This is a genomic window from Pseudomonas sp. S35 (assembly GCF_009866765.1).
Taxonomy (GTDB): Bacteria; Pseudomonadota; Gammaproteobacteria; order Pseudomonadales; family Pseudomonadaceae; genus Aquipseudomonas.
This window is the reverse complement of sequence record NZ_CP019431.1, coordinates 417,699-444,052: the sequence shown is the minus strand read 5'-3', so window position 1 is coordinate 444,052 and position 26,354 is coordinate 417,699. Positions and strand designations below refer to the sequence as shown.

Below are 26,354 nucleotides of genomic sequence, written 5' to 3'. Positions count from 1 at the left end.
CCAGGCACACAGCCTCCCACCCTGACTGTCAGCCCTCTGGTTGAACCGGCTATTTGCGTCATCGAACGCCTTCAGTGGATGCCCGTTTATCAAGGCGGGCATGCCCCATGCCGCCATTCGGGCAACCCTGTTTTTTGAGAACGTAGACATGAGTTTCAAGTGCACAGTGCGCGCCCTGCTGCTGATGGGGGTTGCGCATGCCAGCGGCGCCCAGAGCGCCGAACTGGTTGAGTTCAACCCAGCCTTTTTTGCAGCTGGCGCAGACGGCTCGCCGATCGATATTACAAAATTCAACCGGGGTAACGTCATCCTGCCCGGTAGCTACCGTGCGGATATCCACCTCAACGGTCAGTGGATCGGGCGTGAAACCCTGACCTTCGTGACGAGCGAACGCCAGGCAGCGACGCAGTTATGCCTGGAGCGAGATGCACTGCTCAGGTTCGGCATCAGCCTGGACACAGCAGCACCCGCAGCAGCATTTTCCCGCTGCGCCGATATCGCGTCCTACCTGCCGGGTGCCACGAGCCTGTTTGATCCCGGTGAAAACCGCCTGGACCTGCAGGTTCCGCAGATCTACCTGGCGCGCCAGGCGCGGGGCTATGTCGACCCGCAACAGTGGGACAGTGGGATCAATGCCGCCTTCGTGCGTTATAACACCAACACCTTTACCACTCAGACAAACGGCCGCTCGCTCGGCTCCAGCTACCTGGGCCTCAACACCGGGCTCAACCTGGGCGATTGGCACTGGCGCCACACCGGCAGTTACAGCCGTTCTGCACTCGGTGCCGGCTATCAAAGCAGTGCCACCTACGTGCAGCATGAATTGGGCCCGCTGCGATCACAACTGATGGCGGGAGAGATCTACACCCCCGGTGAACTGTTCGACAGCGTGCGCCTGCGCGGCGCGAGCCTGTTCAGCGATGATCGGATGCTGCCCGACTCCCAGACCGGCTTTGCGCCGGTGGTACGTGGCGTCGCCGAGACCAACGCTCGCGTTACGGTGCGCCAGCGCGGTGTACTGTTGGATGAAGTGTCGGTCGCACCCGGGCCTTTCGTACTCAACGATTTGTTCCCCACCGGCTATGGCGGCGACCTGAACGTCACGATCACCGAGGCCGATGGTCGTCAGCGTGAGTTCGTCGTGCCATTTGCAGCCAACGCCAACCTGCTACGTCCCGGTTACGGGCGTTACGCGCTGAGTATCGGTCAGTTGGATGAAGTCGGCTTGCAGCATCCTCCCACGCTGATACAGGCCACTTACCAGCGCGGCCTGAGCAATCTGTTGACCGGCTACACCGGCGTGGTGGCGGGCGATGACTACCGGTCACAGTTGTTGGGTGCCGCCTTCAATACCCCGCTGGGCGCGCTGTCGCTTGACCTGACCCATTCGTACGCAAAAATACCGGGGCATGGTCCACGTGAAGGCCAAAGCCTGCAGCTGCGCTACAGCAAAAATTTCGCCAACACAGGTACCCACTTCGCCCTCGGGGCGTACCGTTATTCCACCGAAGGTTTCCTCAGCGTGAGCGACGCCGCACGCGTTCGCGACCTTGCCATCGACGGATCAAACCTGGACCACCTGTCACGTCTGCGTGACCGGATGGACATCAGCCTCAACCAAAGCCTGGACAACGGCTCGGTGTACATCACCGGCTCATCACAGAACTATTGGAACCGCCACAGCGGCAACCTGACGTTCAGCACCGGCTACAGCGGCACGTGGAAGCACCTTCACTACACCGTCAGTGCACAGCGCACCCGCGACTTGCTGAGCGACAGAGTCGACGAGCAAGTGGACATAACCGTGAGCCTGCCACTGGGCAGCGGCGCACGTTCACCCACCTTGACCGCCACGACCTATCACGGCGAGCAAAGCAGCGGTGAGCGTGTCAGCCTGGGCGGCAGCCTTGGCGACCGTAACGAGCTCAGCTACGGCGTGAGCACCAGCCAGGCCCAGGGTAGTGGCAATGTGTCCAGTGCCGACATGAAATACCAGACAAACCTGGGGGTGCTTTCCGCCGGGTATGGCCGAAGCGATGCGTACCGCTCAACGTCGCTGGGCATGACCGGCGGTATTGTCGCCCATGCGGGCGGCGTGACCTTTGCCCCGGAGTTAGGCGATACCCTCGGCATCGTTGAAGCGCCCGACGCCCAAGGCGCACGGGTCAATGGCAGCCACAGTGCACAGGTCGGCAAAAGCGGCTATGCGGTAGTACCGCACCTCACGCCCTACCGCCAGAACGTAGTCGAGCTTGACCCCAAGGACCTCGCCGTCGACGTGGAACTCAAGACCGCCGCGCAAAACGTCGCACCGCGTGCCGGTTCGGTGGTGAAACTGCAGTTCGAGACACTCAGCGGCCAGGCGTTGTTGATCACAGCGCTGCGCGAGGATGGCAGCCCACTGCCGTTTGGCGCGGATGTATTTGAGGAAGACGGCGCCAGCGTCGGCGTGGTCGGGCAAGGCGGCAAGGCCTTTGTTCGTGTGACGCACAACCCGGGGGAACTGCACATCAAATGGGGTTCGAGTGCCGCAGCCACCTGCCGACTTCACTACGACCTGAACAAGGCTACTGGCACCGTCGGTGCTGAGCGTTTACGCGATTTGAACGCCGGTACCTGCGTTAAAACGCCCCTGTTTCTGACGCGAGGCTGAAAATGAAACAATCCATAAAATTCATTTCGATACTGAGTGTGCTTTCCCAGGTGCCCATTGTTCAGGCCTGCAATTACTATCCCCATTTCGAAAACGGCTTCTCTTTTGCGGGCACTATCACTGTGCCGGGGAATTTGCCGGTGGGCGGGCTGATCGCTCGCGCGCCAGTTACCGGATCCGTTCGCACAGGTATCAGCACCTGCCCGACCCCTATCACCCAGATAACCACCGGGCGCTTCAAAACCTTTGTAACGCTGCCAGGACTGCGAGGCGTTCATCAAACCAACGTTGAAGGTGTCGGCATGTTGATTCGCTCAAGCCTGCACGGCGGCATAGCCCACTTTCACCCAATGGTAAGCAGTGTCGCAACGCTTCGCCCTGAACGGTATGAACATACCCTATTCAATACATCGGCAGAGTTTTACAAAATCGGACCGGTATCAGCGGGTACGATCCCCAGCGGAAACCTTCAGGAAATCAACTGGGACGGGAGAAAAGTTTCTCACTTTCGGCTAAACACCGCTGTGCGTTTTGTTACCCCCACCGCTACCTGCGACCTGGCAACCGGCGACGTCAACCGCTCCATCTCGCTGGACCCGGTGCAAGTCAGCGCATTCAAAAACGCTATCACCGCAGGCGCCCGCAACTTTGAAATAGCCGCACACTGCACCAACGCCGCCAACGTAACCTTCCGCTTTTCCGGCACACCCGCGCCAGGCAATGACCACGTCTTTGCCAACACCGGCACCGCCGACGGCATTGCGCTGCGGTTGTACTCACGCATCGGCGGTGGGACCCAGAACATTCTTGCCAACGGCACCGAAAACACACGCACGGTGGCGGTTTCCGGTGCCCAAGCGGTCTTGCCGCTCGGCGCGGCTTATCACAAAAACGGCACGGTCAGGCCTGGCACGCTCGCCAGCACCGCCACCGTCAACATCACCTATGACTAAAACCCTGAGGGTTATGGAATGAGCCTTCGAGCGCTATCAGCACTATTTTCAATCACTGCGAGCCTGGCCGCTCCCCCCACCCACGCCGAGACCACGGGCAGCTTGCACTTTATCGGCCTCGTCAACGGCGGTACCTGCAACCTGGCTGCCGGCGATGTGAACCGTACTGTCACACTGCCAACGGTCAAGGTCTCCGATTTCGAATCCACCGACTTTGCAGGCGCACTGACCTTCGAGATCTCCGCTGACTGCGAATCGGACGTCAGCACTGTGACGTTCCTGTTCGCAGGCACACCCGCCACCGGAAACGCCGCCATGTTTGCCAATACGGGAACCGCGGGGGGCACCGCCCTCTGGCTGCAACACCAGGGCATTGCAGACATCCCTGCCAACGGCACCCCCGCTAAGCGCAGCCGCACGATTGCAACGAGCGCAAACAAGGCCGTACTGCCGCTCAGGGCCGCGTACCATAAAACCGGCGCAGCCATCACCCAAGGCACCCTGGCCACTGCGGTTACCGTTTCGATCACTTACAACTGATCAATCCTGACGCGCAAAAAAGCCCGACCTTCGCAGGCCGGGCTTTTCTGTACGTCCCGGAAAAATCAGGACTGACTGGTTGGCGTCGGGGTTGCCGGCGTTGCAGTCGGGGTAGCAGCAGGCGTCGGTGCGGACACCGAGTTGGCTGTCGAAGCAGCCGGGGCCGCAGTGGCGGGCTTGGCGGCAACGGCAGGCTTTGGTGATGCTGGTTTTTTCGCTACAGCGGGCTTTTTCGCCGCCGCAGGTTTCGCGGCAGGCTTGGCGGCCGCTTTGGCAGCAGCCGGTTTGGCCGCAGGTTTCGCAGAGGCTGGCTTGGCAGCAGGTTTGGCAGCAGCGGTTTTAGCAGCAGGTTTTGCTACAGCCTTCGCTGCAGGTTTAGTCGCTGCCTTCGCCGCCACAGGTTTTGCAGCTGGCTTGGCGGCCGGTTTAGCGGCAGCGGTTTTCGCCGCAGGCTTGGCAGCCGGTTTAGCGGCAGCTTTTGCTGGCGCCTTGGCGGCTGGTTTTGCAGCCGGTTTGGCAGCCGCTTTTACCAGAGGCTTGGCGGCCGTTTTCACGGCAGGCTTGGCGGCAGCGGTTTTAGCGGCAGGCTTGGCAGCCGGTTTAGCTGCAGCCGCTTTCACAGGAGCCACTTTGGCACCGGTGAGTTTTTCGATCTGCTTGGTCAGGGTATCGACCTTGCCGTGCAATGCCTTCAATTCAGCTTTGCTCGGCACGCCCAAGCGCGAAATAGCGCTGTTGAGTCGCTTGTCCAGTGCCCCTTCGAGTTCGCCCCAAGTACCCAATACCTGTTTCTTCGCATCGCTGATGCGCGAACCGGCGGTAGCTTTGGCAGCGCCTACTTGTTTACCTACTGCGCTCTTGGTCAACTTCTCGGCCTTCTCGCCGTCTTTAACCAGCGTCTCGAAGAGTTTGCTGCCGTCACTGTCGATCTTCGAGTAAACGCCTAAACCAGCGAGCCAGATTTTGCGGGAATATTCTTCAACTTTCCCGACCCACGAGCTGCCTTCTTTCTGAGTAGTCTTTTTAACAGCCATCCCGATGTCTCCTTAGTGTTTACGCGCGACACGTTCGAGCAATGCCGTCAGCTCTTCGAGCTTAGCAGAGAGTGTCTCCACGTCATGTTTAGACGCAATGCCGATTCGATTCAAGGCACTTGCAACACGAGTATCAAAAGCTTTTTCAACTTTATCCAGCTGAACTTCTACCAGACCTTTGACGGCGGAGACATTACTCTTTACTTGGTCAATCTGACTGTTGGCGGCATCAAGTTGTTCAACTGCAACTTTTTTACCTTTATTTTCAACATGTTGACCGCTCTTAACCAGCTCTTTGAAGTAGTCGCCGCCCTCGCCGCCGACCTTGGCATAGGCACCCAGGCCTGCCAGCCAGATCTTGCGGGCGTAGGTTTTAACGTCAGTCAGGGTGCCGGTCTGTACGTCGATTTTTTTCTTCAGGATAACTTTGGCCATGGTGCACCTCACGCAGGATAGGGTGGAGGAACGGCCCGCAGGAGTTGAGGGCTTGGGCACAAAGTAGGCTGGAAAATTAGAATCGGCACCCTAAGAACAGCCAGGTCAGGCCAGCGCCTTATCCAGGGCTTTCTCGATTTCGGACTTGATAGTGCCACTCATGGCCGACATCAACAGGCCCAGTTCCACATCGATGCGCAGCAAATCATCGGCCACTAAGACCGTGCCTTTAACCCCGGAACGCTTGAGGTTCAAGGTATCGCCAGACCAGGACGGCTCCAGGCCATATTGCTCTTTGAGTTTATGTGCCAACTTCTCGGCCTTTGCCCGTGCCCCTTCTTTACCCAGGGAATGTGCACGCTCAACGGTTATACGGGCCATTGCAATGACTCCTCTTTATAGGGATTTGAATACCTTCCATGCGGCAAAAGGTCTCGGTGGCGGCCTATCTTACCCATACGCAACTCTACAATCTGCAGTGAGCGGGCTTGCCCCGCAAGCTGCAGATTGCGTCGGTGTCTTCAGCCTTGCCAAGACAAAGCAGGCCTTGGGGATTATCATGTCCCGCATTCTCTTTTGGTGACAGCGATATGACTGATCAGCGCAAAGGCAGCGATGCCGAACCCACCACTCACTTCGGCTTCAAGAACGTCCCGGAAAGCCAAAAGGCGGAAAAAGTCGCTGAGGTGTTCCACTCCGTCGCCGCCAAGTATGACCTGATGAACGACGTGCTCTCCGGCGGCATGCACCGCCTGTGGAAGCGCTTCACCATCGAACTGTCGGGCGTACGCACCGGCAACCGCGTGCTGGACATCGCCGGCGGTACGGGTGACCTGGCAGCCAAGTTCTCCAAGCTCGTCGGCCCGACCGGCCAGGTGGTACTGGCGGACATCAACGGCTCGATGCTCAAGGTCGGCCGCGATCGCCTGCTCGACAAGGGCGTGGCCGGCAATATCGAATTCGTCCAGGCCGACGCTGAAAAGCTGCCGTTCCCCGACAACCACTTCGACTGCGTGACCATCGCCTTCGGCCTGCGCAACGTCACCCACAAGGAAGACGCGATCCGCTCGATGCTGCGTGTGCTCAAGCCCGGTGGCCGCCTGCTGGTACTGGAGTTCTCCAAGCCGACCAACGCGCTGATGTCCAAGGTCTACGACACCTACTCGTTCGCCTTCATGCCGTTGATGGGCAAGCTGATCACCAATGACGCCGAGAGCTACCGCTACCTGGCCGAATCGATCCGCATGCACCCCGACCAGGAAACCCTGAAGTCGATGATGGTAGAAGCCGGTTTCGACCGCGTGACCTACCACAACATGACCTCCGGCATCGTCGCCCTGCACCGTGGCATCAAGCCCTGATGCTGCTCGCCGGCCTGCTCGCCAGCGTTGAACACGGCCTCAACCGTGTGCTGCGCCTGGACAGTACCGCCCTGGCACGGCTTGGGCATTTGAATGGCAAGGTGATTGCCGTCGACTGCACCAGCCCCGCCTTGCAGCTGTTTATCCTGCCCAGCGATGAAGGCCTGCTGCTCGCCAGCCATTGGGCCGCCGAGGCCGACTGCACCCTGCGTGCGCCGGCATCGAGCCTGCTGCACCTGGCGTTGAGCCGCAACAAGACCGCCATCCTCCACGGTCCTGAAGTGCATCTGGAAGGCGACAGCGCGGTGCTGATGGACCTGGCCGCCGTGCTGCAAGACCTGGAACTGGATTGGGAGTACGAGCTGTCCCGCTGGATCGGCCCCGTGGCCACCCAGTTGATCAGCGGTCACCTGCGCAGCCGCTCGCGTTGGTACCAGCAAGGGTTTGCCAGCCTCAACCAGAACCTCGCCGAATACCTGAGCGAAGAATCGCGCACCCTGGTCGGGCAGCGGGAAGCGCAAGCGCGCTTTCGTGAACTCGACAAGGCCAAAATCGACCTGGAACGCCTTGAGGCCCGCTTCGAGCGCCTGAGCCGTTCCCTTGATCCAAGCGATAACGCATGAAGCTGCTCGCCGTCCGCCGTCTGTTTCGTATCCAGCGCGTCGTAATCCGCTACCGCCTCGATGACCTGCTGTTCGCCCTGCCACTGCCGTGGTTCCTGCTGGCGGTACGCTATGTGCTGCCGTGGCGCTGGTTCCCGCGCAAACAGCTGGAGCTGAGCCGGGGCGCACGCCTGCGCCTGGCGTTGCAGGACCTGGGCCCGATCTTCATCAAGTTCGGCCAGATCCTGTCGACGCGCCGCGACCTGCTGCCCGAAGACATCGCTGACGAATTGATGCTGTTGCAGGACCGCGTGCCACCGTTCGACTCCAAGCAATCAATGGCGTTGATCGAAGAACAACTGGGCAAGAAGATCAGCGAAGTCTTCAGCCGCTTCGATGTCGAGCCGCTGGCTTCGGCCTCCGTGGCACAAGTACACGCCGCGCAGCTCAAGACCGGCGAAGAAGTGGTGGTGAAGGTGATCCGCCCTGGCCTCAAGCCGATCATCGGCCAGGACCTGGCATGGCTGTTCATCCTCGCCCGCGCCGCCGAACGCTTCTCTGCCGATGCGCGCCTGCTGCACCCGGTGGACGTGGTCGCCGACTACGAAAAAACCATCTATGACGAACTCGACCTGCTGCGCGAAGCGGCCAACGCCAGCCAGCTCAAGCGCAACTTCGAAGGCTCGCCGTTGCTGTACGTGCCGCAAGTGTATTGGGACTGGTGCCGCCCCAAAGTGCTGGTGATGGAACGCATCTACGGCGTGCAGGTCACCGACCTCGCGACCCTGGCCGACCAGCGCACCGACATGAAGATGCTTGCCGAGCGCGGCGTGGAGATTTTCTTCACCCAGGTGTTTCGCGACAGTTTCTTCCACGCCGACATGCACCCCGGCAATATCTTCGTCAGCACCGTCAACCCGTGGAGCCCGCAGTACATCGCGATCGACTGCGGCATCGTCGGCAGCCTCACGCCGGAAGACCAGGACTACCTGGCGCGCAACCTGTTTGCCTTCTTCAAGCGCGACTACCGCCGCGTGGCGCAGTTGCACATCGATTCGGGCTGGGTGCCGGCAGAAACCAAGCTCAACGAATTCGAAGCCGCGATCCGCACCGTGTGCGAGCCAATCTTTGAAAAACCGCTGAAGGACATCTCCTTCGGCCAGGTGTTGATGCGCCTGTTCCAGACGGCGCGGCGCTTCAATATGGAAGTGCAGCCGCAGTTGGTCCTGCTGCAAAAAACCTTGCTCAACATCGAAGGCCTGGGCCGTCAGCTGTACCCCGACCTCGACCTGTGGAACACCGCCCAGCCGTTCCTGGAGCGCTGGATGCGCGAGCGCATGAGCCCGAAAACCGTGCTGGGCAACCTGCACAGCCAGTTCGAACAACTGCCGCACCTGGCCAACATGACCCGCGACCTGCTGGAGCGCATGTCCCAGCCCCACGCCAAAGACCCGCCGCCGCCGTGGCACAAACGCAAGGACGACTGGTTCCTGCGCCTGCTGGGCGCCGCGCATCTGGTCGGTGGGGTGATGCTGGCCATCGGCGGGCCGTTGAACCAGTTGGGCCACTGGCCTGCTGGCATCATGGTCGCCGTGGGTGTTTATCTGATCGTGCGTCGATAGCCAATCCGGTTATACACTGTCGCAAATTGCCGGAGCCGAACATGAAAGACTGGCTGGACGAGATCAAGTGGGACAGTGACGGCCTGGTGCCGGCCATTGCCCAGGACTACAAGACCGGGCGCGTGCTGATGATGGCCTGGATGAACCGCGAGGCCCTGAGCCTCACCGCCGCTGAGCAGCGCGCCATTTACTGGTCACGTTCCCGTGGCAAACTGTGGCGCAAGGGCGAAGAGTCCGGGCACGTACAGACCCTGCACGAGATGCGCATCGACTGCGACGCCGACGTGGTGATCCTCAAGGTCGAGCAGATCGGCGACATCGCTTGCCACACCGGCCGTCACAGCTGCTTCTACCGCGTGTTCGAGAACGGCGAGTGGAAGGTTGTAGAGCCGGTGCTCAAAGACCCGCACGCCATTTACTCCGCAGGACACTGACCATGAGCGATACCCTGAACCGCGTGGCACAGGTGCTGGAAGACCGCAAAGGCGCGGACGCCGACAGCTCCTACGTCGCCAGCCTGTACCACAAGGGCCTGAACAAAATTCTGGAAAAGCTCGGCGAAGAGTCCGTCGAGACCATCATCGCCGCCAAGGACGCACAAATCAGCGGCGACTGCAGCGATGTCATCTATGAGACCGCCGACTTGTGGTTCCATAGCCTGGTCATGCTCGCCCAACTGGGGCAGCATCCACAGGCCGTGCTGGATGAACTGGACCGTCGCTTCGGCTTGTCCGGGCATGCCGAAAAGGCCTCGCGCCCGTCCGCTTGAATAACTTAAGACTAGAGGATTTGCAGCATGGGCATTTTTGACTGGAAACACTGGATCGTCATTCTGGTGGTCGTGGTACTGGTATTCGGCACCAAGAAACTCAAGAACCTGGGCACCGACGTGGGCGAGTCGATCAAGGGCTTTCGCAAAGCCATGAACGACGACGAGAAACCCGCCGACCCGGCCGCCAATCCGGTACCGCCGGCGCAGCCTGTACACCCGCAGGCCACCCAGCCGATCACCGAGCGTCGTACCTTCGACGTGCAGGCTGAGAAAGTCGAAGAGCCGACCCGCAAAGACTCGTGAGCACTGACTAATGTTTGGTATCAGCTTCTCTGAACTGCTGCTCGTCGGCCTCGTGGCCCTGCTGGTACTGGGGCCGGAACGCCTGCCCGGTGCCGCACGCACGGCCGGCCTGTGGATCGGGCGCCTGAAACGCAGTTTCAACGCCATCAAACAGGAAGTTGAACGGGAAATCGGCGCCGACGAGATCCGCCGCCAGCTGCACAACGAACATATTCTGTCGTTGGAGCAGGAAGCACGGAAGATTCTTTCGCCGGTGAATGAACCGGCCACACCGGCAACGCCTGTGGCTGAACACAGCATCACACCTGCAGCACAAGTCCCGCCCGCCGTTGCCACCCCGACCGAGCCTGCGCCGACGCCCGTTGCGTCGCCCGCGCCCCATGACCCTACATTGCCGCCGCGAGCCCCATGAGCGCTGATAAACCGGAAAACGACCAGCACATGCCGCTGGTCTCGCACCTCACCGAGCTGCGTACCCGCCTGCTGCGTTGCGTAGCGGCCATCTTCATCATCTTTGCCGGGCTGTTCGCCTTTACCCAGCAGATCTACACCTTCGTCTCCACGCCGCTGCGCCAGTACTTGCCGGCCGGGGCGACGATGATCGCGACCGACGTGTCGTCGCCATTCCTCACGCCGTTGAAGCTGACGATGATGGTCTCGCTGTTCCTGGCGATCCCGGTGATCCTGCATCAGATCTGGGGCTTTATCGCGCCCGGCCTGTACAAGCATGAGAAGCGCATCGCGGTGCCGCTGCTGGTATCGAGCATCCTGCTGTTCTACACGGGCATGGCGTTCGCGTACTTCCTGGTGTTCCCGTTGATCTTCAAGTTCTTCGCCGCCGCCACCCCGGCCGGTGTGGAGATGATGACCGACATCACCAGCTACCTCGACTTCGTGATGACGCTGTTCTTCGCCTTTGGCGTGGCCTTCGAAATCCCGGTGGCGGTGGTGTTGCTGGTGTGGATCGGCGTGGTCAACGTGGCCTACCTGAAGAAGATCCGCCCGTACGTGATCATCGGCTGCTTCGTGGTCGGCATGATCCTGACCCCACCGGACATCTTCTCCCAGACCCTGCTGGCTGTGCCGATGTGGATGCTGTTCGAAATCGGCATCCTGTTCAGCGGCTTGATCAGCAAGCGTGGCGAACACCCGGATGACCAACCCGCCGACGACGACCAGCCGCCAGCGACCCAGCCGTGAACCTGCTGCTGCTTGAAGAGGCCGACTTTATCGCGGCCGACCGGGTGATCCTGCGTGATCGACGCCTGGTGCATATGCACGAAGTCCACCGCGCCGCCGTAGGCGATAGCCTGCGCGTGGGGCGCATTGGCGGGTTGATGGGCAGCGCGCAGTTATTGCGCCTGGAGGCCAGCGAAGCCGAGCTGCAAGTAAGCTTCGACCAACCGCCGCCGGCCAAATTGCCCCTGACCCTGCTGCTGGCCCTGCCCCGCCCGAAAATGCTGCGCCGGGTACTGCAAACCGTGGCGGCAATGGGCGTGCCGAAGGTGGTGCTGCTCAACAGTTACCGGGTGGAAAAGAGCTTCTGGCAAACTCCGTTCCTGGAGCCCGAGGCGATTCGCGAGCAACTGATCCTCGGCCTGGAACAGGCGCGGGACACAGTGCTGCCCGAGATCATTATCGAGAAGCGCTTCAAGCCGTTCGTCGAAGACCGCCTGCCGGCCATGACCGAGGGCACCCTGGGCCTGATCGGCCATCCGGGTGATTACCCGGCGTGTCCCCGAGGGCTGGATGAGCCAGTGACCCTGGCCATTGGCCCGGAGGGCGGCTGGATTCCCTACGAAGTCGACCTGTTGACCAAGGCAGGCCTGCAGCCGGTACAACTCGGTGCGCGCATCCTGCGTGTCGAAACCGCCGTGACGGCCCTCCTCGCCCGCCTCTTCTAAACACACCGCACATCCAATGTAGGAGGCGGCTTGCCCCCGATAGCAGTGTGTCAGGCGCCGTATAAGCTGACTGATGCATCGCCATCGGGGGCAAGCCCTCTCCCACATTGGAGCTATGTTGCTACAGAATCCCGGGGCCGTGCCGATAACCCCTGAATAAGTCCAAGCCTTGTTCCAAGGGAGTTCGCAGCATGTATCGTTGGTTAGCCGAAAAGCTGGGGAATGTCAGCGTCAAAACCAAGCTGGGCGTGGGCTTCGGCCTGGTATTACTGCTCACCCTGATGATCACCCTCACCGGCTGGACCGGCTTGGGCGATGTGATCAGTCGCGGTGACAAGCTGGGTTTTATCTCCAGCCTCAATGGCTTGACCAAGGACCTGCGTCTCGCCCGCCTGGACTATGACATGCGTCGTGGCGAACAAGGCCCGGGCGCGGTCAGCGAGTTGCTGAACAAGCTCGACAGCGGCCTGAACACCGCCCGCAAACTGATCGAGCAACCCGCCGACGCGGCGCTGGTCGACGAGCAGTTGGCCGCCGTGGACCAGTACAAGCGCGCATTCAGCGACATGGTGCAGGCCGGCGCGAACCGCGAAAACGCTCGTAGCAAGTTGGGTGACACCGCTGACAATGCGGTAGTCAAAATCAACGAGATCGAAAAGTCGTTGCTGCAAGGCGACAGCATCAGCCTGTTCAACAGCGTGGTGGACGTGAGCAAGCTGATCCAGCAGGCGCGCTTCCAGGTACGCGGCTACACCTACAGCGGCAAGGTCGAAGCCGAGCAACCGGCACTGGATGCCATCGACAACGCCCTGAAAAAAATCACCGGCCTCAACGGCCAACTGCCTGATCAATATTCAACCAACCTGCAACAGGCCAGCGTCTCGCTGCAAGCCTACCGCGCCGCCGTCAGCCAGTACCGCGACTCGCAAGTGGCCAACGCAGCAGCGCTTAAAACCATGAGCGCCCAAGGCGACCTGCTGCTCGGCCACAGCGACAAACTGACCATTTCCCAAACCGTGGTGCGCGACACCGATGCCGCGCAAGCCAAGTCCATGTTGCTGCTGGCGACTGTGTTGGCGTTGATCTTTGGCTTGGTAGCCGCCTGGGCGATCACCCGCCAGATCATCATCCCGCTGGACCAAACCCTCAAGGTCGCCGAACGCGTCGCCTCGGGCGACCTGAGCCACAACCTGACCTCCTTGCGCCAGGACGAACTGGGCCAACTGCAACGGGCCATGCAAAGCATGACCGTGGGCCTGCGCGAATTGATCGGCGGCATCAGCGACGGTGTCACCCAAATCGCCAGCGCCGCCGAACAACTGTCAGCGGTTACCGAGCAGACCAGCGCCGGGGTCAACAGCCAGAAAGTCGAAACCGACCAGGTGGCCACTGCCATGAACGAGATGGCCGCCACCGTGCAGGAAGTCGCACGCAATGCCGAAGAAGCCTGCGAGGCTGCCGCAGCGGCTGACCAGCAGGCCCGCGAAGGCGACAAGGTGGTCGGTGAAGCCATCGCCCAGATCGAGCGCCTGGCCACTGAGGTCGGCAACTCCACGGTCGCCATGGGCGACCTGAAACGCGAAAGCGACAAGATCGGCAGCGTCCTCGACGTGATCAAGTCCGTGGCCCAGCAAACCAACCTGCTGGCCCTCAACGCCGCGATTGAAGCCGCACGCGCCGGTGAAGCCGGACGTGGCTTCGCGGTGGTCGCCGATGAAGTGCGCAGCCTGGCCCAGCGCACCCAGAAGTCCACCGAAGAGATTGAAGAGCTGATTGCCGGCCTGCAGAGCGGTACGCAACAGGTGGCGTCCATCATGGACAACAGCCGCAACCTCACCGACAGCAGCGTCGAACTGACCCGCCGTGCCGGGAGCGCGCTGGAGAACATCACGCGCACGGTCTCGACCATCCAGGCGATGAACTCCCAGATCGCCACCGCCGCCGAACAACAAAGCGCCGTGGCGGAAGAAATCAACCGCAGCGTATTGAACGTGCGCGATGTATCGGAACAGACCGCAGCAGCCAGTGAAGAGACCGCCGCGTCGAGCACCGAACTGGCGCGCCTGGGCACCCACCTGCAAGCATTGGTCGGCCGCTTCCGCGTCTGACCCCCTCCCCGTGCGGCGACCTGCCCTGGGTCGCCGCCTGCAATCTGTGAAATTTCCTACACGTTTTTCAGGCCCACCCGACCTTCAAAGTCACTAGCGTTCAACTCAGTTCATGTGTGATCGCGCACCCGCAGTGCTCCGACACATAGAAGAACGCCCGCTAGTTCACTTGTCGGAGGTCAATCATGCTTCGTCGAATGACTCATCTGCTGGGTAACGCCAGTGTCACCCTCAAACTGGCCCTGGGTTTTGCCCTGGTACTGGCCCTGAGCCTTGTCATTGCCGTGACCGGCTGGCAAGCCTTGGCTGCCTCCCTTTACCGCTCGCAAACGCTGACCGTGTTGGCGCAATTGGCGGTGGCGGGCGAAGAACTGCGCGCCGATAGAATCCTCTACCGCACCCTGGACGAGGCTGAAAGCCTCAATCGATTGAGCGCGAGCATGGAGAAGGTCGACAAGGCCCTGACAGAAATGTCGAACCGCCTCAAAGTCCCTAAATCCCTTCAATACCTGCAGGAGATGACCCGCATCTGCGCGACGTTCAAGTCCACCCTCAAGGGCGTGCCCGCACTGGTGGAAAAGCGCGAAAACGCCCGCGAACAACTGACACAGAGCGCCACGCGGGCCGGCGATGTGCTGGCACAACTGGCCAGTGATTTACCTGACCAGGACGATGAAAAGGCCCTGGATACCGTCGAGAACCTGCGCCAGGCCATGGAGCAGGCCGAAGATCGAGCCAAGAGCCCGGCCTGGGCTGCGAGTTCGCTGGATGCCTATGGCCAGTCCGTGGTTGACGCAGAGCGCAGCCTTGAAATCGCCCAGGCCGACGTGGCCAAGCTGCCGGTCGACAGCAGCGCACTGAAAAATGCCGTGCTCAGCTTCCGCACCCATCTGACTCGCCTCAGGGACGCCCAACTCACGACCGAAAGCACCCACAACCAGTTGGAGCAGCAGCTGGATCAGTTGCTTGTGCAAAGTGACCTGCTGAGCCAGGACCAGACCCAGCGGCGCGACCGTGAAGCCGAGCAAGCCCGCACCCAGACGTTAAGCACCACCGCCGCCGCCTTGCTCTTCGGCACCCTGGCTGCCTGGGTGATCGCCGGACAAATCGTGCACCCGCTGCGCAAGGCGCTGTCGGTGGCCAATCGCATTGCCGAGGGCGATCTGAGCCACGATGTGCAGACACTGCGCCGCGATGAGCTGGGCCAGTTGCAACGCAGCATGAGCCAAATGACGCTGAACCTGCGGGGGCTGATCGGCAATATCAGCGACAACGCGCGACAAATCGCCAGCGCCGCCGAGGAGCTCTCGACCGTCACCGAACAAACCCGCGCCGGGGTAAATGATCAGCGTGATGAAACCGAGCAGGTGGCGACGGCCATGAACCAGATGCTCGCCACCGCCCAGGAAGTCGCACGCCACGCCGAGCAAGCGTCAATCGCCGCCAACCAGGCCAATCAACAGGCTGAACTGGGCGATCAGGTGGTGACGGATGCAGTGGCGCAAATTGAACACCTGGCGCATGAAATGGCTCGCTCCAGCGAAGCCATGCTAGGACTGCAGCGCGAAGGCCAGAAAATCGGCAGCGTGCTGGATGTGATCAAGTCGGTCTCGCAGCAAACCAACCTGCTGGCGCTCAACGCCGCGATAGAAGCCGCACGGGCCGGTGAGGCCGGTCAAGGCTTTGCGGTGGTCGCCGATGAGGTGCGTAGCCTCGCGCAGCGGACCCAGCAGTCTGCCGAAGAAATCGAAGAGTTGATTGATGGCTTGCACAGCGGCACGCAACAGGCGGCCGACATCATGGACTACAGCCGCACCCTCACCGACAACAGCGTCGGCCTGACCCGCAACGCCGGGGACGCGCTGACAGAGATCGCCCGCACCGTGGCCGTCATCCAGGAAATGAACCCGCAGATTGCCGCAGCGGCCGAGGAGCAAAGTGCGGTTGCCGAAGAAATCAATCGCAGCGTGTTGAAAGTCCGCGACGCCTCGGAGCAAACCGCTGCCGCCAGCGAGCAGACGGCGGCCGCGAGCATCGAGTTGGCGCGACTGGGAGCAAATCTGCAGCAGTGCGTGGGGAGATTCAAGGTATGAACCTCCCGTTTTCAAAGGCCCGGCCTACAGAACCTGGCGCAGGAACGCCTGGGCGCGTGGGTCTTTCGGCGCAGCGAAAAACTCGGCAGGCGCCGCATCTTCGAGCAACTTGCCGTGATCGAAAAACAGCACGCGGTCCGCCACTTCGCGGGCAAAGCCCATTTCGTGGGTGACGCAGACCATGGTCATGCCTTCCAGGGCCAGGGTCTTCATCACGTCCAGTACTTCGCCGACCATTTCCGGGTCGAGCGCCGAGGTGGGTTCGTCGAACAGCATCACCTTCGGTTCCATCGCCAGGGCCCGGGCAATCGCGACCCGCTGTTGCTGGCCACCGGACAGACGTGACGGAAACTCGTTGGCCTTCTGCGCGATGCCGACCTTTTCCAACAGCGCCAGGGCTTTGGCTTCACGCTCTTTCTTACCGCGCTTGCGCACGACCTTTTGCGCCAGGCACAGGTTTTCGAGCACGGTCATGTGGGGGAACAGGTTGAAGTGCTGGAACACCATGCCGACTTCACGGCGATAGGCGTTCACGTCGGTTTTCGGGTCGGCCAGTTGCAGGCCGTCGATACTCACCGAGCCCGAATCGAACTCTTCGAGGCCATTGAGGCAACGCAGGAAAGTGGACTTGCCGGAGCCGGACGGGCCGATCACCACCAGCACTTCGCCCTTGGCCACCTGGGTGGTCACGTGGTCCACCGCGCGCACTACCTGGCCACGGGTATCGAAGACTTTTACCAGATCGCGGACTTCAATCACTTTGGGCGAGCCTCCGCTCAAGCCGGCTGGCCATCTTCGACAGCGGCAGGTTGATCAGCAGGTACAGGCCTGCGACGCAGAACAGGATTTCAAACGGCGAGAACGAGGTGGTGATGACTTCGCGGCCGCTCTTGAGCAGTTCGGTAATGGCGATCACCGAGACCAGGGACGTGTCCTTCACCAGGCTGATGAATTGCCCGGCCAGGGGCGGCAGCACGCGCTTGAAAGCCTGCGGCAGCACCACATGGCGCATCGACTGGCTGGCGCTCAGGCCTAGGGAGCGTGCGGCTTCGTTCTGCCCACGGGTGATGGACTGCACGCCGGCACGCACGATTTCTGCTACGTAGGCACCCGTGAACAACGACAGCGCGGCGATCCCGGCAAACTCCCGGGACAGGTTGAGCACCGTGCCGATAAAGAAATAGAAAATGAAGATCTGCACCAACAGCGGGGTGCCGCGCACCAGTTCAACGTAGATCGTCGACAGATCACGCAAGGTCGGGTTGTTGGACAGGCGGCACAGCCCCGTGGCCAGGCCAATTGCCAGACCAAGGATGCCGGACACTACCGACAGCCACAATGTGGTCCACAAGCCCCACATCAGTGGCCCCAAGGCCCAATGGCGGTTTACGCCGATGACATCGCCTTCCGCCACATCATCGCCGCGCGCCACTTGCAGGCTGTTGTCGGCGACCGTCACTTTTTGCTCGGCGCCTGCGTCGTTGCGCAGGGTCACTTCGGCAACGTCGCCTTTGCGGACCAGCTCAATAACGGTGGAGATATCCGCTGCTCGCTGGGCTTCTTCGGCTTGGTAGGCGAAGTATTGCGGCACGCGGTTCCAGCGCCATTCGTAGGACATCAGCGAAGTGGCGTAGTACAAAGCGCCGGCCAGACCGACCAGCACGACCACGGTCAGCAGGTGCCAGGGCCATTGGGCTTTTTTCTGTTTCATTTCACTTTCCGGGATGTGTATCGACTGGCAGGCCGTCATCGCGGGCTTGCCCGCTCCCACATTTGAGCTTTGAACACCGTCAGATGTGGGAGCTGGCTTGCCTGGGATGAAGTCGACGCGATGTCAGCTCTTATTCCATGTCCTTGAGCCACTCGGAGCTCTTGAACCACTTGTCATGGATGCGATCGTAGGTGCCGTCGTTCTTGATCTGGTGCAGGAAATTGTTGATGAAGTTGATGCTGTCGTAGTCACCTTTCTTCAGGCCAAACGCCAGTGGCTCGAAGGTGAAGGGCTCGTCCAGGAACACCAGCTTGCCGTTGCCGACTTTCTTCTCGGCAACCACGTTGTACGGCGCGTCGTAGACGAAGGCATCGGCCTTGCCATTGACCACGTCCAGCACACCTTCCTGCTCGTTGTCATAGCCGTGGTACTTGGCTTTGGAGATCAGCTTCTTGGCAACCATCTCGCCGGTGGTGCCGAGCTTGGAGGTCAGGCGGTATTTCTCGTCGTTCAGGTCTTTGTAGGACTTGATGGTGCCTTCCAGCTCCTTGCGGATCAGCAGGGTCTGGCCGACCACGATGAAGGGTTCACTGAAGTTCAGGCGCAGGTTGCGCTCCTGGGTCAGGGTCATGCCGCTGCCGATCATGTCGAACTTGCCGGTCAGGAAGGCTGGGATGATGCCGTCATAACCGGTGGAGACCAACTCCAGCTTGACGCCCATGGACTTGGCCATCGCCTTGAGGATGTCGACTTCAAAGCCAATGATTTCGCCACGCTTGTCTGTCATTTCGAACGGCATGTAGGTCGGGTCCATGCCGACTTTCAGCGTGCCGCGCTTGACCGCATCATCGATGGCGCCGGCCTGGGCCGCAGTGGCCGCGACCAGCGCGGTGACGCCAAGCAGCAGCATCGAAAGATACTTTTTCATCATCAAGTCCCCTGAACGGTTCTTATTAGGTCGGCGCGCAAAAGGGCTGCACCAATTCGGGGTGCGATGCTAACCCACTCGTTGCCTGTCACAAAGGTTTCACGGGGAATTGTTGTCAGCGTATGTCGGAAATGCCTTACAAGGCTGCGACGAAGCGCAGGAGTAGACACCTGCGTAGCCTGCGTCGGCAACGGATTGATGTGTAAGCAGTTATGACTTTGAATCAATTTCCGCCAGCCATGTGGTGTCCCTGAACCACTTATCGTGCAGGCGATCATAGGTTCCATCCTGAGCTATCTGATTGAGGAAATGGTTGATCCAGTTAAGGCTGTCGAAATCACCTTTCTTTACGCCAAATGCCAAGGGTTCAAAGGTGAACGGCTGTTCCAGCACCAACAGTGCGCTGTTCTGCGGCCGGCTCACCGCGATCAGGTTGTAGGGCGCGTCATGGATAAAGGCATCGGCTGCACCGATCACGACCTGGTGCACACCCTCTTCCGGCGTTGCAAAGCTGCTGCGGCGTGCCGCCCCCAGGAACTGCTGCGCTGCGGCTTCACCGGTGGTGCCTTCAGTGGTGACGACCCGGTAGCTGGCGTCATCCAGATCTTCAACGCTCGTGACCTTGCCAACCAAGCTGGGGTGCAACAACACGGTCTGGCCCACCACCACGAAAGAGTCGCTGAAATTCAGCCTCAGGTTGCGCTCTTGAGTGACGGTCATGCCGCTGCCTATCAAGTCGAAATTTTTCGCCATCAGCCCCGGTAACAAATCGGTGTAAGCCACGCTGACCAGCTCAAGCTCCACGCCCAGGGCCTGGCTCATGACTTGCAGCAAGTCGATTTCAAAACCGACGATACGCCCCTGCTTGTCGGTCATTTCAAAGGGGACGTAGGTGGGTGTGGTGCCGACTTTCAGCACGCCACGCTGTACAGCGTCGTCGATGGCACCGGCCTGCACTTCGCCACCATGAACCAGCGCTACCGCGCCAATCAGCGATGCCAAACAATACCTTTTAATCATTGAGTCCCCTGTGACCGAGTCAAATTTGGGGGGCGATCCTAACTCAGTCGCGGACACGCAAATACGTACCGATAAAAGGTATTTTGTTTCGAAATAACAACGATTTTGGAAGATTAGGAGGGAACGCAAAACACGGTAGGAACAACGTCAGGAGCACCCCCGAGGTAAGCCCTCGGGGGTGTCTGAATCAGGCCGGCTGGGCCTGGGACGACAGCGGTTGCAGCGGCAGCAACGGCGCATGCGGGTCGGCTTTGATCGAGTCGCGCCAGGCGGCGAGCCACTCGGCGTGCCCTTCGCTCCAGACCTGCTCGTGCAGGCGGGCCAGGGCCACCGGATCACTGAGCAAGGCCACGCGTTCAGCGTTGTTGAGGCCGGCAGGGCCGACTTTCAACGCATGACGAACCCGCTCGGTACGCAGGTACTCGATCGGCTCGGCCTCACGGTGACGCGAGGTCGCCAAGGCACAGGCCAGGGCGTTCTGCTGCGGGTCGACCACCGAACGCACGAACCCGTCGTTGAGGGCGTGCCAACGGTTTTCGTGGGTGTACTTCTCCGTCGACAGCAGCGCTTGCGGCGGGTTGTACTCCTCGGGGATCAGGAACAGGCTCTCGTCGCGGGACTTGAGGCCCAACTTGACCCGGCTGGAAATCACCGACACCGGGATCGACAGCATCAGCGAACCCACGATCGGCACGAGCCACCACAGGAAGCTTGGGTTCAACCACACCACCAGCAGCGCCCACAGGAAGCCCAGCACGGTTTGCGGGCCGTGGCGCTTGACGGCTTCGCTCCAGGGCGTGGAGTCATCGTCGCGCTGCGGCGAGTTCCAGGTCGCGGCCCAGCCGAGGAACGCGGCGAGCACGAAACGGGTGTGGAAGATCATCCGCACCGGCGCCAGCAACATGGAGAACAACATCTCCAGCAGCATCGACAAGGTCACCTTGAACTTGCCACCGAACTCTTTCGCGCCCTTGGCCCAGATCAGGATGATGCTCAGCAATTTAGGCAGGAACAGCAGCACGATGGTGGTGGAGAACAGCGCCACCGCCTTGTCGGGATGCCATTGCGGCCACAGCGGGTACAACTGGCGGGGGGCCATGAAGTACTGCGGCTCCATCAGGGTGTTCACCGCCAGCAGGGCCGTGGACAGCACCAGGAACAGAAACCACAACGGCGCCGACAGGTAGGACATCACGCCGGTCAGGAACACCGCGCGGTGCACCGGGTGCATGCCCTTGACCAGGAACAGGCGGAAGTTCATCAGGTTGCCGTGGCACCAGCGACGGTCACGCTTGAGTTCGTCCAACAGGTTCGGCGGCAGTTCTTCGTAGCTGCCCGGCAGGTCGTAGGCGATCCACACGCCCCAGCCGGCACGGCGCATCAGCGCCGCTTCAACGAAGTCGTGGGACAGGATGGAACCGGCGAACGCGCCTTTACCCGGCAATGGCGCCAAGGCGCAGTGCTCGATGAACGGCTTCATGCGGATGATCGCGTTGTGACCCCAGTAGTGGGATTCACCCAACTGCCAGAAGTGCAGGCCGGCGGTGAACAGCGGGCCATACACACGGGTGGCGAACTGCTGCATGCGCGCATACAGGGTGTCCATGCCCGACGCACGCGGCGCGGTCTGGATAATCCCGGCATCCGGCGTGGCTTCCATCAGGCGCACCAGGCTGGTCAGGCATTCGCCGCTCATCACCGAGTCAGCGTCCAGTACGACCATGTACTTGTAGTCACCGCCCCAGCGACGGCAGAAGTCGTCGAGGTTGCCGCTCTTGCGTTTGACGCGACGGCGACGACGGCGATAGAAGATCTTGCCAAAGCCACCGGCTTCACGGCACACGTCGAGCCAGGCTTGCTGTTCGGCGATGCAGATGTCGGCGTCGTTGCTGTCGCTGAGCACGAAGAAATCGAAGCGGTCCAGGTCACCGGTCGCGGCCACCGATTCGAACGTCGCACGCAAACCGGCGAATACACGCGGCACGTCTTCGTTGCAGATCGGCATCACCAGCGCGGTGCGGGCATCTTTCGGAATCGGCTCGTCGCCGGCACTTTTACCGGAGATCCGGTATTTATCGTGGCCAGTGAGCAGCTCAAGGAAACCCATCAAGGCGGTCCAGAAGCCGGCCGACACCCAGCAGAACAAGATCCCGAACATGATCAGGATGCTGGTTTGCAGAGCGTAAGGCAGGACCTGGGTAGCGGTTTGCAGCAGGGTCTGGTTGCGGATCTCGTCGAAGTCGACCAGCGACCAGCCCTGGTACGGCATGATGCCTTTCATGTACCAGCCGGCGACGATCGTCTGGCCGAGCATCAGCACCAGCAGGATATAACGACGAATCGAACCCACGGTACGCCAGCGTGCGGCCGGCAATACGCGTTCATCCTTCGGCGGAGCCGGTGGATTGCTGCGGCCAGTGAGACGGCGCCAGCCGCGCACCAGGATATTGGTACGCCACGGCTCCGGCACCACGCGGGTGCGACGGATCGGCGGCGTGGCCTTGAGGCACACGCGACCGCTGGCGTCGAGCGCCAGCATCTCGGCATCTTGCAGCTCTTCAGCGGTGCTGAGCTTCAACCGGCTGCCAACCGACGCCTGGGCGGCGTCGATGGGCGCATCGAAGGTCTTGGACGACAAACGCTCGTGCAACTCGGTGAAAGATGTGCAGCCCGCCAGTTCGGCGCGCTGCTCAGCGGTCATCGGGAGATGCGCCAGGTACTCGGACAGAGTCTCTGGCGTGACTTGAGAATTACTCATCGGCAGGCAACTGATAGCTCCAGGTTTCGGTCAGGACTTGCTCGGTCTTGATCGGCTCCGGTGTGGCTGGGGCAGCTTCTGGCTGCTTGGCTTCCTTGTCCTTGGCGTCTTTCTTGGCCTGTTTCTCGTGCTGCTTGGCCAAAACCTTGTCAGCCTTGAGCACTTGGGTCGAAACCTTCTCAGGCTCAGCCTGCGGGATGTCCTGGACCAGGGCAGCACGCATTTCGGTCGGTTTGCCTGCGTCCTTGATCTTCATGCGCAGGGTCAAACGCCAGCCTTTGGTGTGCTCGTTGTAACGCACGCTGTTTTCTACCAGCTCAGCGTTATCACCCACACTCACCTGGCTGCGCACCGGGGCGTCCGGCAGCAGCTTCTTCAGGGACGGGCCTTCGAAGTCCACCAGGTAGGCGACGCTGCCATCCGGCTGACGGATCAGGTTGGATTGCTTCACATCACCCGTGGAACGCAGGGTTTGCTTGACCCAGGCGCTGTCCGGCGAGTGGAACGCGGCGTCGTCCAGGGTCCAGTGCAGGCGGTAGGCAACTTCCAGCGGCTCGCCGACTTTCGGCAACTCGGCCGGGCTCCAGAACGCAACGATGTTGTCGTTGGTTTCGTCAGCAGTCGGGATCTCGACCAAGTCGACAGAACCCTTGCCCCAGTCGCCGTCAGGCTCGATCCAGGCGCTTGGGCGCTTGTCGTAGTTGTCGTCCAGGTCTTCGTAGTGGCTGAAGTTGCGACCACGTTGCAACAGGCCGAAACCACGCGGGTTCTCGACGGTGAAGTTGCTGACCGACAGGTGTTTAGGGTTGTTCAGCGGGCGCCAGATCCACTCGCCGTTACCGGCATGGATCGACAGACCGCTGGAGTCGTGCAGTTCGCGACGGTAGTTGAGCACCTTGGACGGCTGGTTGGCGCCGAACAGGAACATGCTGGTCAGCGGGGCAACGCCCAGCTTGCTGACCTTGTCGCGCAGGAACATCTGGGATTTGACATCGACCACCGTGTCGGTGCCCGGACGCAGGATCAGGCGATAGGCGCCGGTCGCACGTGGGGAATCGAGCAGGGCAAAGATCACCAGGTGCTTGTCACCCGGTTTTGGACGCTCGATCCAGAACTCGGTGAAACGCGGGAACTCTTCGCCAGACGGCAGCGCCGTGTCGATCGCCATGCCACGGGCGGACAGGCCATACACCTGGTCCTTGCCGACGACGCGGAAATAGCTCGCGCCGAGCATGGTCATGATCTCGTCTTGCTTGTCGGCCTTGTTGATCGGGAACAGCACACGAAAGCCTGCATAACCCAGCTGTTCGGTGGCTTTAGGATCAAACTTGACGTCGCCGAAATCGAAACGCGACGGGTCGTATTTGATTTCCTGGACGCTGTCAGCAGTGACTTCGTTGATTTTCACCGGTGTATCGAAGTGCATACCCTGGTGATAGAAGGACAGCTTGAACGGGGTGTTCTGATCGGCCCACTCGGCTTTTTCATTGCGGAAACGAATCTTCTGGTAGTCCGCGAACTTCATTTCACGGAATTCGTTCGGCAGATTGCTGCGCGGAGCTTCGTATTTCTGCCCGGCCAGCTCTTTTGCCTTGGCCGACACATCATCCAGACTGAATGCCCACAGTTGACCCGCGCCGAACAGGCAAAACAGGGCGGAGCCCGTTACCAGTGCGTTTCGCAACCGTTTGGCAGACAATTTTGGTGCATTACAGGGACTAACAATCACGAGCAACCCTCGCCGAAAACAGATCAAAAAACCAACGGCCAGCTATCTATATGCCAGGTTGGCGAGCATTGTTCCGACTCCCCTGGGTCAAAATGATTCCCCAATGGTTGTCGGACAAGTCTCTACCTAAGTCAAAAATGGACCAAACAACGCTGATCCCCGTAGCGCGCGATTATCTAGTAGCCTGCGAGACAACGCATCAGGGGTAACGAAGTATTTGTAGCGAAATACTGCGTTTTTAAGCATTAAAAGTCGTTTTTAATACATTCACGTCTGTAACAGAAAGGTCACAGGGCCATCATTGACCAAATGCACCTGCATGTCGGCGCCAAAACGCCCCGACGCCACCTTGCCATGCAATTGTTGCGCTTGTAACAGAAGGTGGTCAAAAAGTGCCGCTCCCAAGGCTGGCGGGGCCGCTGTCGAGAAGCTCGGCCGCAGCCCGCTCTTGGTATCGGCCGCCAACGTAAACTGCGAAACCAGCAACAAACCGCCGCCGATGTCCTTGAGCGACAGGTTCATCTTGCCCTCGTCGTCGCTGAAGACCCGGTAGTTGAGCAACTTGTGCAGCAGCTTATCGGCGCTCTCAGGCGTGTCTGAAGGCTCTACCGCCACCAGCACCAGCAACCCCTGGTCGATGGCACCGACGATTTCGCCCGCCACCTCGACCCGGGCGCCACGCACCCGTTGCAACAAGCCCTTCATGCTTCTTCTGGCGGCAGATCAAGCAGGCGGCGTGCCATCTCGCCGGTCGCGCGCACCAATGCATCAGTGATGCCCGGCTCGGACGCCGCATGACCCGCCTCGCGAATCACCTGCAGTTCGCTGTTCGGCCAAGCCTGATGCAGCTCCCAGGCGTTATCCAACGTGCAGATCATATCGTAGCGGCCATGAATGATTACGCCAGGCAGATGGGCGATCTTGTGCATGTCGCGAATCAGCTGGTTGGGTTCCAGGAAAGAATTATTGGTGAAGTAGTGGCACTCGATCCGCGCAATGGACAAGGCGCGCTGCGGTTCGGAAAAACGCTCCACATGCTGCGGGCTTGGGCACAGGCCCAGCATGCGGCCTTCCCAACCGGACCAGGCTTTGGCCGCGTGCATTTGGGCGATCTGGTCGTTGCCGGTCAGCCGTTTATGGTAGGCGGCGATCATGTCGTGACGCTCGTCCGCAGGGATCGGCGCGAGGTAATCCTGCCAGTAATCCGGGAACAAGCGGCTGGCGCCGGCTTGGTAGAACCATTCGATGTCCTGGGGGCGGGCCAGGAAAATGCCACGCACAATCAGGCCATGCACCCGCTCGGGGTGGGTTTGCGCGTAGGCCAGGGCCAACGTGGAGCCCCAGGAGCCGCCAAACAGCACCCATTTCTCGATGCCCAGATGCTCGCGGATACGCTCAAGGTCGGCGACCAGATCCCAGGTGGTGTTGTTTTCCAGACTGGCGCGGGGCGTAGAGCGCCCGCAACCGCGCTGGTCGAAGGTGACGATGTGGTAAAGATTGGGATCGAAATAGCAGCGGCTCTGGGCATCGCAACCGGAGCCAGGACCACCGTGGATAAAGACGACAGGCAAGCCTTCGGGGGAGCCACTTTCATCGACATACAAGGTGTGGGTGTCATCGACGGCCAGATCGTGCCGGGCGTAGGGTTTGATCTGCGGGTACCAAGTCTGCATTGCGCGCTCCGTAGGGGGTCGGGTTCATCCCTGGGGGGACGTCTTTTATTTTGCCGTCTGGCACTATAAACCCGAATTGTGCAATGAGCATGTCCTTGAGCGCTTAGAGCTGTGTCAGTCGTTCACTCCTGAGGTCATCCTGCAGATAGGCCCCC

24 protein-coding genes and 1 pseudogene are annotated in these 26,354 nt (G+C 60.7%); 14 read left to right on the top strand and 11 right to left on the bottom strand.

Annotated features, from left to right (window positions below):
• The first annotated feature begins 148 nt into the window (after positions 1-148).
• The 3 genes from PspS35_RS01885 to PspS35_RS01875 are packed head-to-tail and all read left to right on the top strand — an operon-like array spanning position 149 to position 4,146.
• On the top strand, positions 149-2,653 hold the full coding sequence (locus PspS35_RS01885) for a fimbria/pilus outer membrane usher protein (RefSeq protein WP_159932531.1): 2,505 nt from the start codon (positions 149-151) through the stop codon (positions 2,651-2,653).
• Positions 2,654-2,655: 2 nt separating this feature from the next.
• Entirely contained in the window at positions 2,656-3,606 is a 951-nt protein-coding gene (locus PspS35_RS01880) for a fimbrial protein (RefSeq protein WP_159932530.1), read from the top strand.
• Between the two features lie 18 nt (positions 3,607-3,624).
• The gene (locus PspS35_RS01875) at positions 3,625-4,146 is read left to right on the top strand and encodes a fimbrial protein (protein WP_159932529.1); all 522 of its coding nucleotides are present in this window, start codon (positions 3,625-3,627) and stop codon (positions 4,144-4,146) included.
• A gap of 65 nt (positions 4,147-4,211) precedes the next feature.
• On the opposite strand, the gene PspS35_RS01870 is transcribed toward PspS35_RS01875, so the two are convergent.
• The 3 genes from PspS35_RS01870 to PspS35_RS01860 all read right to left on the bottom strand — a co-directional run bounded on the left by PspS35_RS01870 (position 4,212) and on the right by PspS35_RS01860 (position 5,996).
• Positions 4,212-5,180 (bottom strand): phasin family protein, encoded by a 969-nt coding sequence (locus tag PspS35_RS01870; RefSeq protein ID WP_159932528.1) that lies wholly within the window; start codon positions 5,178-5,180, stop codon positions 4,212-4,214.
• A 12-nt stretch (positions 5,181-5,192) separates the two neighbouring features.
• Complete coding sequence (locus PspS35_RS01865; RefSeq protein WP_159932527.1) at positions 5,193-5,615, bottom strand: phasin family protein; 423 nt, start codon at positions 5,613-5,615, stop codon at positions 5,193-5,195.
• A gap of 105 nt (positions 5,616-5,720) precedes the next feature.
• The gene (locus tag PspS35_RS01860) at positions 5,721-5,996 is read right to left on the bottom strand and encodes a polyhydroxyalkanoic acid system family protein (RefSeq protein WP_159932526.1); all 276 of its coding nucleotides are present in this window, start codon (positions 5,994-5,996) and stop codon (positions 5,721-5,723) included.
• 209 nt (positions 5,997-6,205) lie between these two features.
• On the opposite strand from PspS35_RS01860, the gene ubiE reads away from it, so the two are divergent.
• The 11 genes from ubiE to PspS35_RS01805 all read left to right on the top strand — a co-directional run bounded on the left by ubiE (position 6,206) and on the right by PspS35_RS01805 (position 16,380).
• Positions 6,206-6,976 (top strand): bifunctional demethylmenaquinone methyltransferase/2-methoxy-6-polyprenyl-1,4-benzoquinol methylase UbiE, encoded by a 771-nt coding sequence (ubiE, locus tag PspS35_RS01855; RefSeq protein ID WP_003171186.1) that lies wholly within the window; start codon positions 6,206-6,208, stop codon positions 6,974-6,976.
• Positions 6,976-7,599 carry an SCP2 sterol-binding domain-containing protein gene (locus PspS35_RS01850; protein WP_159932525.1) on the top strand — a complete coding sequence of 208 codons (624 nt, stop codon included), beginning with the start codon at positions 6,976-6,978 and terminating at the stop codon, positions 7,597-7,599. Before ubiE ends, PspS35_RS01850 begins: the two co-directional genes overlap by 1 nt.
• Positions 7,596-9,200 (top strand): ubiquinone biosynthesis regulatory protein kinase UbiB, encoded by a 1,605-nt coding sequence (gene ubiB, locus PspS35_RS01845; RefSeq protein ID WP_159932524.1) that lies wholly within the window; start codon positions 7,596-7,598, stop codon positions 9,198-9,200. The genes PspS35_RS01850 and ubiB overlap by 4 nt, the downstream gene beginning before the upstream one ends.
• Before the next feature lie 41 nt (positions 9,201-9,241).
• Entirely contained in the window at positions 9,242-9,634 is a 393-nt protein-coding gene (hisI, locus tag PspS35_RS01840; protein WP_101265664.1) for a phosphoribosyl-AMP cyclohydrolase, read from the top strand.
• A gap of 2 nt (positions 9,635-9,636) precedes the next feature.
• Positions 9,637-9,969 carry a phosphoribosyl-ATP diphosphatase gene (locus PspS35_RS01835; RefSeq protein ID WP_003209299.1) on the top strand — a complete coding sequence of 111 codons (333 nt, stop codon included), beginning with the start codon at positions 9,637-9,639 and terminating at the stop codon, positions 9,967-9,969.
• A gap of 27 nt (positions 9,970-9,996) precedes the next feature.
• Complete coding sequence (locus PspS35_RS01830; protein ID WP_003171180.1) at positions 9,997-10,275, top strand: twin-arginine translocase TatA/TatE family subunit; 279 nt, start codon at positions 9,997-9,999, stop codon at positions 10,273-10,275.
• Between the two features lie 10 nt (positions 10,276-10,285).
• Positions 10,286-10,687 (top strand): Sec-independent protein translocase protein TatB, encoded by a 402-nt coding sequence (gene tatB, locus PspS35_RS01825; RefSeq protein WP_159932523.1) that lies wholly within the window; start codon positions 10,286-10,288, stop codon positions 10,685-10,687.
• Positions 10,684-11,475 carry a twin-arginine translocase subunit TatC gene (gene tatC, locus PspS35_RS01820; protein ID WP_049710428.1) on the top strand — a complete coding sequence of 264 codons (792 nt, stop codon included), beginning with the start codon at positions 10,684-10,686 and terminating at the stop codon, positions 11,473-11,475. The genes tatB and tatC overlap by 4 nt, the downstream gene beginning before the upstream one ends.
• Positions 11,472-12,179, top strand: a complete 708-nt coding sequence (locus PspS35_RS01815) for a 16S rRNA (uracil(1498)-N(3))-methyltransferase (RefSeq protein ID WP_159932522.1) — start codon at positions 11,472-11,474, stop codon at positions 12,177-12,179. Before tatC ends, PspS35_RS01815 begins: the two co-directional genes overlap by 4 nt.
• Positions 12,180-12,370: 191 nt before the next feature.
• Positions 12,371-14,287, top strand: coding sequence for a methyl-accepting chemotaxis protein (locus PspS35_RS01810; RefSeq protein ID WP_159932521.1), 1,917 nt, complete (start codon positions 12,371-12,373; stop codon positions 14,285-14,287).
• Positions 14,288-14,472: 185 nt separating this feature from the next.
• Positions 14,473-16,380, top strand: a complete 1,908-nt coding sequence (locus PspS35_RS01805) for a methyl-accepting chemotaxis protein (protein ID WP_174244776.1) — start codon at positions 14,473-14,475, stop codon at positions 16,378-16,380.
• A gap of 24 nt (positions 16,381-16,404) precedes the next feature.
• Here the strand turns inward: PspS35_RS01805 and PspS35_RS01800 are convergent, their stop codons facing one another.
• The 8 genes and pseudogenes from PspS35_RS01800 to pip form a co-directional block, all read right to left on the bottom strand.
• A complete protein-coding gene (locus PspS35_RS01800) occupies positions 16,405-17,139 on the bottom strand; it encodes an amino acid ABC transporter ATP-binding protein (RefSeq protein ID WP_159932520.1) in 735 nt (244 codons plus the stop codon).
• Positions 17,132-18,091 (bottom strand): amino acid ABC transporter permease, encoded by a 960-nt coding sequence (locus PspS35_RS01795; protein ID WP_159932519.1) that lies wholly within the window; start codon positions 18,089-18,091, stop codon positions 17,132-17,134. The genes PspS35_RS01800 and PspS35_RS01795 overlap by 8 nt, the downstream gene beginning before the upstream one ends.
• 130 nt (positions 18,092-18,221) lie before the next feature.
• Positions 18,222-19,019, bottom strand: coding sequence for a transporter substrate-binding domain-containing protein (locus PspS35_RS01790; RefSeq protein WP_159932518.1), 798 nt, complete (start codon positions 19,017-19,019; stop codon positions 18,222-18,224).
• 210 nt (positions 19,020-19,229) lie between these two features.
• On the bottom strand, positions 19,230-20,039 hold the full coding sequence (locus PspS35_RS01785) for a transporter substrate-binding domain-containing protein (protein ID WP_159932517.1): 810 nt from the start codon (positions 20,037-20,039) through the stop codon (positions 19,230-19,232).
• 113 nt (positions 20,040-20,152) lie between these two features.
• Positions 20,153-22,797, bottom strand: a pseudogene (gene mdoH, locus PspS35_RS01780) (glucans biosynthesis glucosyltransferase MdoH).
• A complete protein-coding gene (locus PspS35_RS01775; protein ID WP_159932515.1) occupies positions 22,790-24,526 on the bottom strand; it encodes a glucan biosynthesis protein G in 1,737 nt (578 codons plus the stop codon). Before PspS35_RS01775 ends, mdoH begins: the two are co-directional and overlap by 8 nt.
• 267 nt (positions 24,527-24,793) lie before the next feature.
• On the bottom strand, positions 24,794-25,231 hold the full coding sequence (dtd, locus tag PspS35_RS01770) for a D-aminoacyl-tRNA deacylase (RefSeq protein ID WP_057724454.1): 438 nt from the start codon (positions 25,229-25,231) through the stop codon (positions 24,794-24,796).
• On the bottom strand, positions 25,228-26,199 hold the full coding sequence (pip, locus tag PspS35_RS01765) for a prolyl aminopeptidase (protein WP_099583838.1): 972 nt from the start codon (positions 26,197-26,199) through the stop codon (positions 25,228-25,230). The genes dtd and pip overlap by 4 nt, the downstream gene beginning before the upstream one ends.
• Positions 26,200-26,354: the final 155 nt, after the last annotated feature.

Bases quoted from the DNA above. Each gene is read 5' to 3' on its own strand.
- PspS35_RS01880 (WP_159932530.1), top strand. From the start codon at position 2,656: ATGAAACAATCCATAAAATTCATTTCGATACTGAGTGTGCTTTCCCAG.
- tatC (WP_049710428.1), top strand. From the start codon at position 10,684: ATGAGCGCTGATAAACCGGAAAACGACCAGCACATGCCGCTGGTCTCG.
- PspS35_RS01810 (WP_159932521.1), top strand. From the start codon at position 12,371: ATGTATCGTTGGTTAGCCGAAAAGCTGGGGAATGTCAGCGTCAAAACC.
- PspS35_RS01850 (WP_159932525.1), top strand. From the start codon at position 6,976: ATGCTGCTCGCCGGCCTGCTCGCCAGCGTTGAACACGGCCTCAACCGT.
- PspS35_RS01885 (WP_159932531.1), top strand. From the start codon at position 149: ATGAGTTTCAAGTGCACAGTGCGCGCCCTGCTGCTGATGGGGGTTGCG.
- PspS35_RS01860 (WP_159932526.1), bottom strand. From the start codon at position 5,996: ATGGCCCGTATAACCGTTGAGCGTGCACATTCCCTGGGTAAAGAAGGG.
- ubiE (WP_003171186.1), top strand. From the start codon at position 6,206: ATGACTGATCAGCGCAAAGGCAGCGATGCCGAACCCACCACTCACTTC.
- PspS35_RS01835 (WP_003209299.1), top strand. From the start codon at position 9,637: ATGAGCGATACCCTGAACCGCGTGGCACAGGTGCTGGAAGACCGCAAA.
- ubiB (WP_159932524.1), top strand. From the start codon at position 7,596: ATGAAGCTGCTCGCCGTCCGCCGTCTGTTTCGTATCCAGCGCGTCGTA.
- dtd (WP_057724454.1), bottom strand. From the start codon at position 25,231: ATGAAGGGCTTGTTGCAACGGGTGCGTGGCGCCCGGGTCGAGGTGGCG.
- PspS35_RS01865 (WP_159932527.1), bottom strand. From the start codon at position 5,615: ATGGCCAAAGTTATCCTGAAGAAAAAAATCGACGTACAGACCGGCACC.
- PspS35_RS01785 (WP_159932517.1), bottom strand. From the start codon at position 20,039: ATGATTAAAAGGTATTGTTTGGCATCGCTGATTGGCGCGGTAGCGCTG.
- pip (WP_099583838.1), bottom strand. From the start codon at position 26,199: ATGCAGACTTGGTACCCGCAGATCAAACCCTACGCCCGGCACGATCTG.
- hisI (WP_101265664.1), top strand. From the start codon at position 9,242: ATGAAAGACTGGCTGGACGAGATCAAGTGGGACAGTGACGGCCTGGTG.
- PspS35_RS01870 (WP_159932528.1), bottom strand. From the start codon at position 5,180: ATGGCTGTTAAAAAGACTACTCAGAAAGAAGGCAGCTCGTGGGTCGGG.
- PspS35_RS01805 (WP_174244776.1), top strand. From the start codon at position 14,473: ATGCTTCGTCGAATGACTCATCTGCTGGGTAACGCCAGTGTCACCCTC.
- tatB (WP_159932523.1), top strand. From the start codon at position 10,286: ATGTTTGGTATCAGCTTCTCTGAACTGCTGCTCGTCGGCCTCGTGGCC.
- PspS35_RS01795 (WP_159932519.1), bottom strand. From the start codon at position 18,091: ATGAAACAGAAAAAAGCCCAATGGCCCTGGCACCTGCTGACCGTGGTC.
- PspS35_RS01875 (WP_159932529.1), top strand. From the start codon at position 3,625: ATGAGCCTTCGAGCGCTATCAGCACTATTTTCAATCACTGCGAGCCTG.
- PspS35_RS01790 (WP_159932518.1), bottom strand. From the start codon at position 19,019: ATGAAAAAGTATCTTTCGATGCTGCTGCTTGGCGTCACCGCGCTGGTC.
- PspS35_RS01830 (WP_003171180.1), top strand. From the start codon at position 9,997: ATGGGCATTTTTGACTGGAAACACTGGATCGTCATTCTGGTGGTCGTG.